At 50.4% G+C, this 13,169-nt stretch carries 14 protein-coding genes; 9 read left to right on the plus strand and 5 right to left on the minus strand.

Going from position 1 to position 13,169, the window contains the following annotated elements; all coding sequences use genetic code 11:
- Position 1: 1 nt before the first annotated feature.
- From AB4875_RS04390 to smpB, 3 genes are read right to left on the minus strand one after another with little or no spacing between them, the layout of a single operon-like run.
- A complete protein-coding gene (locus AB4875_RS04390) occupies positions 2-625 on the minus strand; it encodes a class I SAM-dependent methyltransferase (RefSeq protein ID WP_368374835.1) in 624 nt (207 codons plus the stop codon).
- Between the two features lie 33 nt (positions 626-658).
- Positions 659-1,156 (minus strand): SixA phosphatase family protein, encoded by a 498-nt coding sequence (locus AB4875_RS04395; protein WP_368374836.1) that lies wholly within the window; start codon positions 1,154-1,156, stop codon positions 659-661.
- A 23-nt stretch (positions 1,157-1,179) separates the two neighbouring features.
- Complete coding sequence (smpB, locus tag AB4875_RS04400; protein WP_368374837.1) at positions 1,180-1,656, minus strand: SsrA-binding protein SmpB; 477 nt, start codon at positions 1,654-1,656, stop codon at positions 1,180-1,182.
- An 88-nt stretch (positions 1,657-1,744) separates the two neighbouring features.
- On the opposite strand from smpB, the gene AB4875_RS04405 reads away from it, so the two are divergent.
- Genes AB4875_RS04405 through AB4875_RS04415 form a run of 3 tightly spaced genes read left to right on the plus strand, consistent with a single transcriptional unit; the run spans position 1,745 to position 3,900 of the window.
- Positions 1,745-3,115: a sodium-dependent transporter gene (locus AB4875_RS04405; RefSeq protein WP_368374838.1), complete on the plus strand. Its 1,371-nt coding sequence runs from the start codon at positions 1,745-1,747 to the stop codon at positions 3,113-3,115.
- A gap of 40 nt (positions 3,116-3,155) precedes the next feature.
- Positions 3,156-3,590 (plus strand): type II toxin-antitoxin system RatA family toxin, encoded by a 435-nt coding sequence (locus AB4875_RS04410; RefSeq protein WP_368374839.1) that lies wholly within the window; start codon positions 3,156-3,158, stop codon positions 3,588-3,590.
- Positions 3,580-3,900 (plus strand): RnfH family protein, encoded by a 321-nt coding sequence (locus AB4875_RS04415; protein WP_368377043.1) that lies wholly within the window; start codon positions 3,580-3,582, stop codon positions 3,898-3,900. Before AB4875_RS04410 ends, AB4875_RS04415 begins: the two co-directional genes overlap by 11 nt.
- A gap of 3 nt (positions 3,901-3,903) precedes the next feature.
- On the opposite strand, the gene AB4875_RS04420 is transcribed toward AB4875_RS04415, so the two are convergent.
- Positions 3,904-4,284 carry an outer membrane protein assembly factor BamE gene (locus AB4875_RS04420; protein ID WP_368374840.1) on the minus strand — a complete coding sequence of 127 codons (381 nt, stop codon included), beginning with the start codon at positions 4,282-4,284 and terminating at the stop codon, positions 3,904-3,906.
- 75 nt (positions 4,285-4,359) lie between these two features.
- Between AB4875_RS04420 and fur the strand changes: the two genes are divergently transcribed.
- Positions 4,360-4,776, plus strand: coding sequence for a ferric iron uptake transcriptional regulator (gene fur, locus AB4875_RS04425; RefSeq protein ID WP_368374841.1), 417 nt, complete (start codon positions 4,360-4,362; stop codon positions 4,774-4,776).
- Between the two features lie 70 nt (positions 4,777-4,846).
- On the opposite strand, the gene recN is transcribed toward fur, so the two are convergent.
- Positions 4,847-6,514 (minus strand): DNA repair protein RecN, encoded by a 1,668-nt coding sequence (gene recN / locus AB4875_RS04430; RefSeq protein WP_368374842.1) that lies wholly within the window; start codon positions 6,512-6,514, stop codon positions 4,847-4,849.
- 191 nt (positions 6,515-6,705) lie between these two features.
- Between recN and grpE the strand changes: the two genes are divergently transcribed.
- The 5 genes from grpE to dapB all read left to right on the plus strand — a co-directional run bounded on the left by grpE (position 6,706) and on the right by dapB (position 13,005).
- Positions 6,706-7,272, plus strand: a complete 567-nt coding sequence (grpE, locus tag AB4875_RS04435; RefSeq protein ID WP_368374843.1) for a nucleotide exchange factor GrpE — start codon at positions 6,706-6,708, stop codon at positions 7,270-7,272.
- A 122-nt stretch (positions 7,273-7,394) separates the two neighbouring features.
- On the plus strand, positions 7,395-9,320 hold the full coding sequence (gene dnaK / locus AB4875_RS04440; RefSeq protein WP_368374844.1) for a molecular chaperone DnaK: 1,926 nt from the start codon (positions 7,395-7,397) through the stop codon (positions 9,318-9,320).
- A gap of 187 nt (positions 9,321-9,507) precedes the next feature.
- Positions 9,508-10,641, plus strand: coding sequence for a molecular chaperone DnaJ (gene dnaJ, locus AB4875_RS04445; RefSeq protein WP_368374845.1), 1,134 nt, complete (start codon positions 9,508-9,510; stop codon positions 10,639-10,641).
- A gap of 135 nt (positions 10,642-10,776) precedes the next feature.
- Positions 10,777-12,183, plus strand: a complete 1,407-nt coding sequence (locus tag AB4875_RS04450) for a YihY/virulence factor BrkB family protein (protein ID WP_368374846.1) — start codon at positions 10,777-10,779, stop codon at positions 12,181-12,183.
- A gap of 15 nt (positions 12,184-12,198) precedes the next feature.
- Positions 12,199-13,005, plus strand: a complete 807-nt coding sequence (dapB, locus tag AB4875_RS04455; RefSeq protein WP_368374847.1) for a 4-hydroxy-tetrahydrodipicolinate reductase — start codon at positions 12,199-12,201, stop codon at positions 13,003-13,005.
- Positions 13,006-13,169: the final 164 nt, after the last annotated feature.

Consider the following 13,169-nt stretch of genomic DNA (forward strand, 5'->3'; position numbering starts at 1 on the left):
CCTACTGAGAAATAATCAGCAGTTCGCCGCTTAGCTTTTTAGGGCTGCTGATTTCCCGTGATACCAAGGTCGCACCAAAGGCTTTTTGACAGCGTTTTGCCAATTTGTGAAACGGCGGTCTGCCCGGATCGGCAATGATGATGGTGCTAACACCGGCATCGCGAGCGGCGGTTATCGCTGAAAACAAAGGTTTTACCAAGCTATCCCAAAAGCAGATGTCGCCACCTAGCATATGGCTATGGCCTTTTAGGTCTGCCGGCTTTAGGTTTTCGTAGCGCGCCGTTCGGGTGGAAATTTTAACGTCATTTAGCAAGGCGTGAGCATCTAGATAGGGAAAGACATGTTCGTCCGCATCTACGGCGGTGACCTTTGCTTTAAATTGCTGCGCGCAAGAAACGCCTAGAATTCCCCAGCCACAGCCAATCTCAGTGATCTTGGCTTTTTTCTTGGGCGGATTTTCTAGCAGGTAATCCATGATCAGAAACGATGATCCCCAGACTTGATAGCCATGTATTTCTGGCCCAGGTAATGCTCTTTGCATGCGGCGAATAAGTTTATGGTTCTTTTTTAAAATGAGTACGTCATTAACGATGCTGATGTCTTTTAATGCCGGATGCGCGGTCATTGTCGGCTAGTGTCCTATGTCGCAGATGACGAGTTAGCGAAATTGCTTGGGGCGAATAATATCGGAGAGTTTTGCGCTGTCGGCTCTGAGTTGATCCCAGTACTCGATGTTGATTTCGAGCTCTAAAAAAGTACAAGTGCCAACATTGCCAATCTTGCCGTCATATAAATAATTCGCCAAATCTGCGAGGGCAGGATTGTGACCGATAATGAAGGCGCTGTCTTTTGACTGCGGAAGCTCTTTTAACCAGGCGAGTAATTTTGCCGCTTCAAAGGTGTAAATGGCATTTTCATGAACGATTTCAGCGTCGTCAAATACATCGGACTCTACTTGAAAACGTTTGAGGGTTTCCTGGGCGCGCTTCGCCGTGCTGCAATACACATGAGCAATGTGCTTGCCATTGCGTTGCATTTCTGCCGCAACTAACTGGCAATCGCGCTTCCCGCGCTTGCTTATGGGGCGGTCCGCGTCCGTGAGTTTGTCGTCATCCCATGCGGATTTGGCGTGGCGCAGCAAATAGAGAGTTTTCATGATTGAAGGGCGGGTAACTCGTATTAGTTGTGGTCGCGCACAATGCGCATTTTTTGTCGTTCCCAATCGCGGTTCTTCTCAGTCTCACGTTTGTCGTGATCCTGCTTGCCTTTGGCTAAACAAATCTCAGCCTTAATCAAATGCTTTTTCCAGTACAGCGCTGTGCATATGCAGGTGTAGCCTTTTTGTTGAACCGCTTCCTGTAGTTTGCTTAGTTCTTTTGCGTGTAGCAAGAGTTTACGAGTGCGGGTGGGATCAGTCACATAGTGGGTGGAGGCGCTGAGTAGTGGGGTGATGTTGCAGCCCAGTAAAAAAGCCTCGCCATCTTTAAGTATGACGTAGGTGTCAGTAATTTGGATTTTGCCTTGGCGTAGACTTTTAACCTCCCATCCGCGCAGCACAAGGCCAGCTTCAAATTTGTCGGTGAGGCTGTAGTCGTGACGGGCCTTCTTGTTTTGGGCGATGTTGCCGCTGGTGTTTTTTGATTTGTTTTTACTCATGGGGGCGATTATAGAGGGAGTTGCTGGCAAAACCTATTGGGGTCAGGTAAAAAGATGGCTGCTTTTCAGAAATTGATGTTGTCGGTCTATGACCTTAAAGAAACGAAAAATACAAGGTATCTGGTCTAGCCGTTGGACTTTCCTTGCTGCAGCCACCGGTTTGGTGGTCAGTTTGGGGAATTTCTGGAGGACGCCACAGGAACTTGGTCAGAATGGCGGTGGTGCTTATCTCATTGCGTATGTGGCGTGCTTATTTCTTGTCATGCTGCCGATCGCGATAGCTGAAGTACGCATTGCAGTGCGCGCTCGGGGCAATCCAATACACGCAATGGATCAGTTGGCGCATTACGCTAAGGCGAGTAAGCACTGGTCTTTGGTGACTCAAATAGCCTGTATTGCCGCTTTATTGCTAGCGGTTAATTATTCGATTATATCTGGTTGGCTGCTCGCCTATGTGGCGAAGATGGCATCTGGAGTGATGGATGCCGCTAGTGTGGATGTGGTTGCTAAAGAGTTTCAGGAGTTGTTGGCGTCGCCTGAGCTTATGCGGTTTTGGCAGCGCTTGTTTCTAGTAATGGCCGTCAGTCTATCTGCGTTAAATGTGGTGTGGGGCATGGCGGCGGTGTTGCGCGTTATTCTGCCGGTGTTGTTGCTGGTACTGGTTGGTCTGCTTTATTACGGCTACGCCTTGGGCGACTTTAATTCGGCCTTGCGTTGGATGTTTGAGTTACGGCTGGAGGATCTGACGTGGCGAGGCGGATTTTCGGCCTTGCAGCACGCCTTCTATACCCTAAGTATTGGTACTGGCGCGCTGATGGCCTACGGCGCGTATTTTCCCTCGGGCAGATCGGTTACCCGCCAGCTGATTGCCTTAGCGGTGTTTGACACGGTGGTGCTGATTATTGCGGGTGTCGCTATTTTGGCGCTGGTATTTGACCAGCATATTGTTCCGGGCTCTGGGCCGGCGTTGTTGTTTATCAGTCTGCCATATTCTTTTGGTAATTTGGTTTTTGGTGACATTGCGGGCACGGCGTTTTATCTGCTGCTGTTTATTCTGTCTTTGACTACGGTGGTGGCATTGATGGAGCCGGTGGTTGCCTACTTGGTTGAGCGCTGGGGTTTTATGCGTTGGCTTGCGGCCATGCTGGTAGGCGCCATGGTGTTTTTGATGGGTGATTTGTCGATTTCGTCGATGATGACAGATTCTGGAATGCGCTGGTGGTCACGTAGTTTGATGGAGTGGTTAGATATTCTTGCGGCTAATGTGCTGCTGCCCTTGTGTGCTTGGTGTTTTGTTTTGTTTGCCGGTTGGCGGGTGCCTAAACTGGTGTACGGGGTTCGAGAAGGCTGGTTTGAAGGGGTGTTTTTTTGGCTTTGGCAGGCCTTATTGCGGTATATTGCGCCCCCGGCCGTGTTGGCTGTATTAGTTGTTGGTCTGTATTTGCGTATTGCTGCGTAGATTGTATACCCCGTACTTTTGAATGATTCAGGACCCCCGTATGACCGAGATTCGACGCAGTGCCTTACTGCCGTATTCTGCGGATGTGATTTATCTGCTGATTAATGATGTTGAGGCTTATCCGAAATATATGGATGGCTGTGTGGGTGCGGAAATATTGGCGCAGACAGACGAAACCATGGATGCGCGTTTAGATTTGTCCCGCGCCGGTATTCGTCTTAGTTTTGTCACTCGCAACACCTTGACGCCCGGTCGCAGTGTGAAATTAAGCTTAATTGATGGCCCTTTTGAAAATCTTACTGGCGAATGGGTGCTGCTGCCCTTGGGTGCCGGCGCCTGTAAGCTTAGTTTACATTTGGAGTTTGCCTTGACCAATAATGTGGTCGGGGTAGCAACGCGACAGTTATTTAATTCGGTGGCTAATAACTTGGTCGATGCCCTTGTGAAGAGAGCGAATGAGCAATATGGAAAATAACAGTAATACGATTCACGTTGAAGTTGCTTATGCCCTGCCCGATAGGCAGCGCATTGTTGCTTTGGAGGTTCCTGAGGGTTGCACGGTGCGCGCGGCGGCAATGCAATCAGGCTTAGATAAGCAATTTGCAGACTTGGATCTAAGCTCAGTCGATTTAGGGATTTTCGGAAAATCAGTAAATGCGCCAGACAGCCAAGCGCTTAAAGCTGGCGACCGCGTAGAAATATATCGACCTCTGCTTGCCGATCCCAAAGAGGTCCGCAAGCAGCGAGCCGCCAAAGTAAAGGCGGCTCGCAAAGACGCCAAGTAATTATTACTCGTCGGCCGCTTCTTCAGTGTCAGGTGCGGTTTCTGCGGCCTGCTCTGGACTTGGTTTGATGTCGGTGCGGAATTCACTTAGCTTGTCGTCAACAAAAAACGCCGTCAGGTGGTGGCGCTCTTGCTTCTCGTTGTTCCGATCATTTAGGGAGTAGATATAGTCCCAGCGATTGGGGCTAAAAGTGTCGCGCACTAGCGGCGTGCCCATAACGTATTCAACCTGGCTGCGGGTCATGCCGATCTTGAGCTGATCTACCATTTCCTGGGTGATAACGTTGCCTTGATCGATGGGCAGACGGTAAACACCAGGGAATTCCAAGGAGCTGCAGGCGGCCAAAGAGACGAGTAGGCAGGCTGTGGCAAGGAGTCTATACATTCTAAGGGTTCCAATCGCTTATAGAGGCGTGGGATAATAGCGCAAACCCAATCGCAACGCTAAGGTCCAAGGCATATGTCTATAGAAAATCAAGAGCTTCGTAAGGCTGGGCTCAAAGTTACTTTGCCGAGAGTCAAGATTTTGCAGCTGCTAGAGCAGGCTGAAAGCGACAATCAGCACTTTAGCGCTGAAGATGTTTACCGCGCTTTGATGGAGTCGGGCGAGGATGTGGGTTTGGCTACGGTTTACCGAGTGTTGACCCAGTTTGAGGCCGCTGGTTTGGTAACGCGACATAACTTTGAGACCGGTCATTCGGTGTTTGAGTTGGAGAAAGGCGATCACCACGACCACATTGTGTGTATGGAGTCGGGTGAGGTTATCGAGTTTTACGATGATGTTATTGAGTCGCGCCAGCGTCAACTAGTTGAAGATCGCGGTTTCGATTTGGTTGATCATAGTCTTGTTCTATACGTGCGCCCCAAAAAGAGCTAACGGCATATTAGTGTTTTCTAAGGGCGACGATAGCTCGCCCTTATGGTGTGTCGATGCCGCGCTGCCTCTCTTAATGGCGTATTCCTAGCATTTCTCTAGCGTGAGCGAGGGTGTTTTCAGTAATGGCGATCCCGCCTAGCATCCGCGCAATTTCTTCAATCTTTTGATTCGCTTCCAATGGCTCCAGGCTTGTTGTTAGCTTGGTTTTGTTGCCGACTTTCTGCACCCTAATGTGATGATCACCTTGGCTGGCGACTTGAGCTTGGTGGGTAACGCACAGCACTTGGCTGCGTTGTCCCAAGGACTTGAGCAGTTGGCCAACAATTTCTGCCGTAGCGCCGCCAATGCCGACGTCAATTTCGTCAAAGATCACGGTAGGTATCGCGGCAACTTTGGCGGTGATCACTTGAATGGCAAGACTGATGCGCGATAGTTCGCCACCCGAGGCGATCTTGTTGAGCGGGCCCTTGGCACTGGCAGGGTTGGTGCTGATTAATATTTCAATGTCTTCTTGGCCGTGGCTGTGAGGCTCATTACTGCTTAGCGGATGCATGGCAAATTCGATTTCGCAGTGTTTCATTGCCAGCGCTTGAAGTTGTTCTTCTATCCCTTGCTTCATAAGCTTGGCGGCTTTGGCTCGCTTTTTACTCAAGCTTACCGAGGCGCTCTGATACGCCTTTAGGGCCTGATCTTGCTCACTGCGCAGCTGGTCAATTTTTTCGTCGCTGGCATCCAGTTCCTCAAGCTGGGTTTCTAGTGAGGCTTGTAATGCCGCGAGTTCATCGGCCTGGATACGATGTTTGCGCGCGGTTTGGTAAATGGCGTCTAGTCTTGCTTCGGTTTCGATTAGGCGCGCCGGGTCGAGTTCTGTGCTATCGATGACGTGTTGAAGTTCGCCGGCGGCCTCTTCAATTTGAATGCGGGCGCTTTCAATAAGTTGTGCGGCGTTATCCTGCGCAAGGCTGCTGTGCTGGCTGCTTTGAAGAGAGGATATTGCCTGATGCAGAATGCCCATGGCGTTGACTTCGCCGTCTCGGCAGAGGTTTAGGCTATGGTGATTGGCGGCCAATATTTGTTCTGCATTGGCCAGTTGCTTCTGTAGGTTTTCAAGCTCCTCGACTTCACCTGCCTTGAGGTCGAGTCTATGTAATTCTTCAAGCTGGTAGCGCAGCAGCTGTTCCTGGGCATTTTGCTCAGCGAGATTGGTTTCTAGTGCCGCTAAGGTTTTTACGCAGTGTTGGTATTGGTGGCAGTGCTCGCTTACCTGCTTGGCTAGCTTGGTGGTGCCGGCATAGGCGTCTAATAGTTCGCGCTGGTAGGGCTTTTGCAGCAGAGATTGGTGTGCGTGCTGGCTGTGAATGTCGATGAGTAATTTGCCGAGTTCACGAACATCTTGCAGGGTGGCTGGCTGCCCATTGATATAGGCGCGTGAGCGACCATCCGCAGAAATGACTCGTCTTAGCATGCATTCATCGCTGTCGTCCAAGTCCCGTTGTTGTAGCCAGGCGTGAGCTGCTGGAATGCCGCTGATATCGAACAGGGCGTGAATGTCTGCGCGATCTGCGCCGATACGAACAATATTGCTGTCTGCGCGGTCGCCCAGCGCCAGCCCGAGTGCGTCGAGCATGATGGATTTGCCTGCCCCGGTTTCGCCTGTTAGCACTGTCATGCCTGGATTGAGTTCAATGTCGAGGCGTTCGGCAATGGCGTAATTGCTGATGTTGAGATTGCTCAGCATGATGATCTCTCACAATAGTTAAAAAAATAGACTGTATATGTATACAGTAAAATACTGCTGGTGGAGGCAATCGTCAATCACTAGTGGTAAAAATATTGATCATTGCCTTGAATTAGCCATGCTAAACCCCATATACGCGTCAACGCGGCAATTGTCCGCAAGACCAAATACGTGTGACGGAGAGTGGATACGTGACAGAGGAACAAGATAAAGCAGTGCAGCCAGATGAAGAGCTTCAATCTGAGGAGCTGCAGCAGGACGATGATGTTGAGCTTAGTGGCGAGCTGGAGCTTAGCCTTGAAGAGCAGCTAGAGGCGGCAAAGCAGGCGGTTATCGATGCGCGTGAGCAATCATTGCGCGCTGCAGCGGATGCGCAAAATATCCGTCGCCGAGCCGAGAAAGATGCCGAGAATGCGCGGAAGTTTGCGCTGGAAAAGTTTGCCGGCGATATGCTTCCGGTTGTCGATAACTTGGATCGTGCATTGGCTTCTGCAGATGTTGCAGACGAAGCCTTAAAGGCTATTTTGGAAGGCGTGGAGTTAACTCGAAAAACACTGGTAGATGCCTTGGCGCGTCACAATGTTGAGCAGTTGAATCCGGTAGGCGAACCGTTTAATCCCGAGTATCACGAGGCGATGGCGATGGTGCCTAATCCTGACGTTGAGCCAAATTCAGTAATGGACGTGATGCAAAAGGGCTACACCCTTAATGGCCGTTTGCTGCGTGCGGCAATGGTTGTGATTGCTAAAGCGCCATAATTGTTAATTGTATTAAAAATGGCCTATGCCCCCTTGAAATGTGTGGATAAGGGCCAATATATGTCAACAAGACAAAGAATTTCGCCGCAGGTGGCGACAGTTAGATTAAGTGGAGAATGATGATGGGAAAAATTATTGGTATTGACTTGGGTACTACTAACTCTTGCGTTGCAGTAATGGACGGAGACAAAGTTAGGGTAATTGAGAATTCAGAAGGTACGCGTACTACACCTTCTATTGTCGCCTATACCGACGACAAAGAAGTGTTGGTAGGCCAAAGCGCTAAGCGTCAGGCTGTCACTAACCCGCACAACACACTTTACGCGGTAAAGCGTTTGATCGGCCGTCGCTTCAAAGATGATGTCGTTCAAAAAGACATCAAAATGGTGCCATACAATATCTGCGAAGCAGACAATGGTGACGCGTGGATAGAAGTGAAGGGCGAGAAAATGGCCCCTCCACAGATTTCTGCTGAAGTTCTGAAAAAAATGAAGAAGACGGCAGAAGACTACCTCGGTGAAAAAGTAACCGAAGCGGTTATCACTGTGCCAGCTTACTTTAATGATTCTCAGCGTCAGGCGACTAAAGACGCTGGCCGCATCGCGGGTCTAGAAGTAAAGCGTATTATTAACGAGCCTACTGCGGCGGCGCTAGCCTACGGTATGGACAAGTCTAAGGGCGATCGCACTATTGCGGTATACGACTTGGGTGGCGGTACCTTTGATATCTCGATTATTGAAATTGCTGAAGTAGATGGCGAGCACCAGTTTGAAGTGTTGGCGACTAACGGCGACACCTTCTTGGGTGGTGAAGATTTCGATATGCGCCTGATCGATTATTTGGCGGAAGAGTTTAAGAAAGAAAGCAGTATTGATCTGAAAGGCGATTCTCTTGCTGTTCAGCGTTTGAAAGAAGCGGCTGAGAAAGCCAAGATCGAATTGTCTTCTAGCCAGCAGACCGAGATTAACCTGCCATACATCACGGCGGATGCAACCGGTCCTAAGCATTTGGTAGTAAAGCTGAGCCGCGCGAAGCTCGAATCTTTGGTTGGCGATCTAGTGGCGCGTTCATTAGAGCCAATGAAGGTTGCCTTGAAAGATGCCGGCTTGTCGGTTTCTGAAGTAGACGAAATCATTTTGGTCGGTGGTCAGACCCGTATGCCTTTGGTGCAAACCAAAGTAACTGAGTTCTTTGGTAAAGAAGCGCGTCGCGATGTGAATCCAGATGAAGCGGTTGCCATGGGCGCGGCATTGCAAGGCGCGGTACTGTCTGGCGAAGTGAAAGACGTATTGCTGCTTGACGTTACTCCGTTGAGCCTGGGTATTGAAACCATGGGTGGCGTTGCTACATCACTGATTGAGAAAAACACCACGATTCCTACTAAGAAATCACAAGTGTTCTCGACCGCTGATGACAACCAAACTGCGGTAACTATTCACGTTGTCCAGGGTGAGCGCAAGCAAGCATCGGCCAATAAATCATTGGGTCGCTTTGATTTAGCAGACATCCCGCCTGCACCACGTGGTTTACCGCAAATTGAAGTAACCTTCGACATTGATGCCAACGGTATTTTGCATGTGTCGGCCAAAGACAAGGCGACGGGCAAGGAGCAGTCTATCCGTATTACTGCTTCTAGCGGTTTGAAGGAAGAGGAAATCGAACAAATGGTGCGCGATGCCGAAGCCAATGCTGAGGCGGATAAGAAGTTTGAAGCACTGGTTGTGGCTCGTAATACCGCCGAAGGTTTGGCTAACGCGACTCGCAAAACACTAGAAGAGGCTGGCGACAAAGCGACCGACGAAGAGAAGGCTGCAATTGAAGCCGCCTTGGTTGAAGTTGATGAGGCAGTCAAGGGTGACGATGTCGAGAAAATCGAAGAAGCCACTAAGAAGCTAACCGAAGCCTCTGGCGGCCTTGCTCAGAAGATGTACGCCGAACAAGCAGCCCAAGCGGAAGCGGCTGGCGGTGGCGAAGAGCAGCCCCAGTCTGGCGCTGACGACGTTGTCGATGCCGAGTTTGAAGAAGTGAAAGACGACGATAAGAAGTAAGGTGCGGGGCTTTACGGCCCCAAACTTGCATTCTGCTTAACGGGAGACGTGAGACGCTGGAGCTATAAGTTCTTTAAGTGGTCTAGCGGTTTCCCGTTTGGCGTTTAACAACAGTCATCAATTTATCTGGTAGAGCGGCACGGCGGTTTGATTGCCTTCACTCTCCTGAACAGTGTAAAGCGAAGCTATGTCAAAACGAGATTACTACGAAATTTTGGGTGTGTCGCGAGACACGGATAGTAAGGAAGTTAAAAAAGCTTACCGTCGTATTGCGATGAAAAACCATCCTGACCGCAATCCAGATGACCCGAAAGCAGAAGATATTTTTAAAGAGGCCACAGAGGCCTACGAAGTGCTTTCCGATGAAGAAAAGCGCGCTGCTTATGACCGTTTCGGTCATGAGGGTGTAAATGCGGGCGGCGGTTTTGGTGGCGGTGGCGGCGGTGCCGGTGGTTTCAGCGACATCTTTGGTGACGTCTTCGGCGACATCTTCGGTGGCGGCGGTGGAGGCGGTCGTCAGCGCGGGCCACAGCGCGGCTCAGATTTGCGTTATACCCTGGAAATTGATCTTGAGCAGGCGGTTCACGGCTCAACGGCAAAAATTCGTATTCCTACCTTGGTGGCGTGTAAGCCCTGTGACGGTAGCGGTGCCAAAAAAGGGTCTAAGCCGGTTACCTGTACTACTTGTAACGGCGTAGGCCAAGTTCGTATGCAGCAGGGCTTCTTTGCCGTGCAGCAGGCCTGCCCAAACTGTCGTGGCAAAGGTAGCACTATTTCCGATCCGTGCTCAGAGTGTCACGGGCAGGGTTTGAATGAAGAGACCAAAACCTTGTCGGTGAAGGTACCCGCTGGTGTTGATACTGGTGATCGTATTCGCCTTACTGGTGAAGGTGAGGCTAGTCCTAACGGTGGGTCAACGGGTGATCTATACGTGCAGATGTCGGTGCGTCCGCATCCGATCTTTAAGCGCGACGGTAAGAATTTGTACTGTGATGTGCCGATCAGCTTTGCTGATGCTGCCTTGGGTGGAGAGTTGGACGTGCCGACCTTGGAAGGGCGCGTAAAACTCAAAATTCCGGCTGAAACCCAAACGGGTAAATCCTTCCGCTTGCGTGGTAAGGGTATTACACCGGTTCGCGGTGGCAGCACCGGCGACTTAATCTGTAAAGTCACTTTGGAAACGCCGGTCTCGCTAACCAAGCGCCAAAAAGAGCTTTTACAAGAGTTGCAGGCGAGCATGGAAGGCGATGATAAACAGTCACCGCGAAAAAAAACGTGGTTTGACGGTGTGAAAACGTTTTTTGACGATATGAAGCTCTAAGTTATTGGCGCGCGTTTCGAAGGATTCCACCTTCCGGTGGAATCCGGTCTCGACTTCCCCCGATTTTTTCTCCATTCTTTGCGGCATACGAATTCGGCTTTGCTACGCTCCGAGCGATTTAAAGGCGCCTAAATAATGGATAAAACCCTCAATAAATTTGTAGCCGAGTATCTGTGGTCAGATAAAGTGGTGCATTACAGTGCATGGCGAAGAAAGTTAATAGATGCTTTGCGCTTGCTCTACGTCGTGCTTGATGACTTAACCAAGGGTGAGTTAACCCTGCGTGCGATGAGTTTGGTTTACACCACCTTATTGTCTTTGGTGCCAATGATGGCGGTGAGCTTTTCGGTGCTCAAAGCCTTTGGCATGCACAATAAGCAGCTAGAACCTATCATGCTGCAGTTTCTTGCACCTATGGGGGCGCAGGGTGTTGAGATTACCGATAAAATTATCGGCTTCATCGATAATGTAAAAATCGGTGTATTGGGCGCCTTTGGTGTTGCGCTGCTTTTCTATACAGCTATTTCATTGATTCAAAAAATAGAAGCAACCTTTAATTATATTTGGCGCCTCGATCAGCCTCGCAGCATGGGTCGGCGGTTTGCGGACTACGGTAGCGTAATGTTAATTGGGCCGCTGCTGGTGTTTTCAGCTATTGGTTTGTCTGCCAGCGTTTTGAGTGGCAGTTTTGTGCAGACCATCAGTACGCATGTGCCTTTCATGCAGTATTTGATCGCCTTTGTTACTGAGGCTGCGCCGTATTTAATGATTATTGCCGCCTTCACCTTTTTCTATATGTTTATACCAAACACCAGAGTCACCTTTCGCGCTGGCTTGGTAGCGGGCATCGTATCTGGGGTGTTATTTCAAAGTTTAGGATGGGGTTTTGGTAGTGTGGTGGTCTCTGCCAGCGGCAGTGGTACGTATGCGATTTACTCCGGCTTTGCGATTTTGATTTTGTTTATGATGTGGATGTACATCAGTTGGTTGATTCTGTTAGTTGGTAGCAGTGTTGCATTTTACGTTCAGCACCCCGAATATATCTCGCCGGTGCGCCGCAGTGGCGATTTAAGCATTCGTCAGCGCGAAACGCTGGCATTACAGGTAATGGCGATTATTGCGCAGCGTTATTACCAGGCGCGTAAACCATTTTCTGCAAGCGATTTTGTGTATCGTCTGCGAGTGCAAATTCAGGGCGTAACGCGGGTGTTATTGGCCTTAAAACATGCCGGCTTAGTGACCGAGAATCACGAGGACCCGCCGCGCTACCTGCCAAGTGCACCACTCGAGAAAACGTCTTTAAAGACGGTAATAGATGCGGTGCGCAATGAAGGCACAATGCAAGTCGTTGCGCTGCGCGTGCCACGCAAGCCAGTTCATGGTGTTGCCGAAGTGACGGCGGCAATTGACGCAGCCCTGGAGGCGGCGCTGGCATCTATTACGGTGCGAGAGATGGCGCTGGGCGAAGCCGATGAAGAGCTAGATGACGCGGCGCGTAGAGGCGCGATAGGCATTGGCGAAAAAATAGATACAGACTCTTAAATATTGGAAATTGATATGACAGTTCGGATAGCAGTTACCGGTGCCGCCGGCAGGATGGGGCGGATTTTGATCGAAGCCGTTTCTCTCAATGAAGGCTGCAAATTGACAGCAGCAATTGAGCGCCCAGAGAGTTCCTTGATTGGCGCCGATGCCGGCGAATTAGCGGGCTTGGGTAAGAATGGCGTCGCCATTGTGGGCGATGTTAGTGCTGTGTTGAATGATTTTGATGTGCTCATCGATTTTACCGTGCCTGCGGCAACTCTAGCGAATGCCAAGGCCTGTGGTTTGGCTGGCAAGGGCATGGTGATTGGCACTACTGGCTTTAGCAGCGAGCAAAAAGCGGAGCTAGAGATCGCGATTGCGCCAATTGCTATTTGTCAGGCGTCCAACTTCAGTACCGGTGTGAATTTGTGCTTTAAGTTGTTAGATATGGCCGCGCGGGTGCTGGGTGATGATGTTGATATAGAGATTGTCGAGGCTCATCACCGCCACAAAATTGATGCGCCATCGGGCACTGCACTGAGTATGGGGCAGGTGGTAGCCGACGCGCTGGGTCGCGATTTGGAAAAAGTAGCTGTGTATGGTCGCGAAGGCCAGACAGGCGCCCGTGAGCGTGAAACGATTGGTTTTGCCACCGTGCGCGCCGGCGATATTGTTGGCGATCATACCGTAATGTTCTGTGCGGATGGTGAGCGGGTTGAAATCACCCACAAGGCCAGTTCGCGCATGTCTTTTGCTCGTGGTGCAGTGCGCGCAGCGGCGTGGGTAAATACGCAGGCAGCGGGTCGCTATGATATGCAGGATGTCCTCGAATTAAAGTGATTGAGTCCTTGAGTTAGACCGACATTGTGGCTAATTGCCAGCCAAACACGCATTAGCGGTATTTATTGAGGTGGACGCGCGGGGGGCATTTCGCGTAAAATCGCGCATCAGATTAGGGTGCTGAGCTAAATAAGCTCTGCGGCCCCGCAAAAGGCGAGGTGAGG

The organism is Zhongshania sp. R06B22, assembly GCF_040892595.1.
In the GTDB taxonomy this organism is placed as follows: Bacteria; Pseudomonadota; Gammaproteobacteria; order Pseudomonadales; family Spongiibacteraceae; genus Spongiibacter; species Spongiibacter arctica.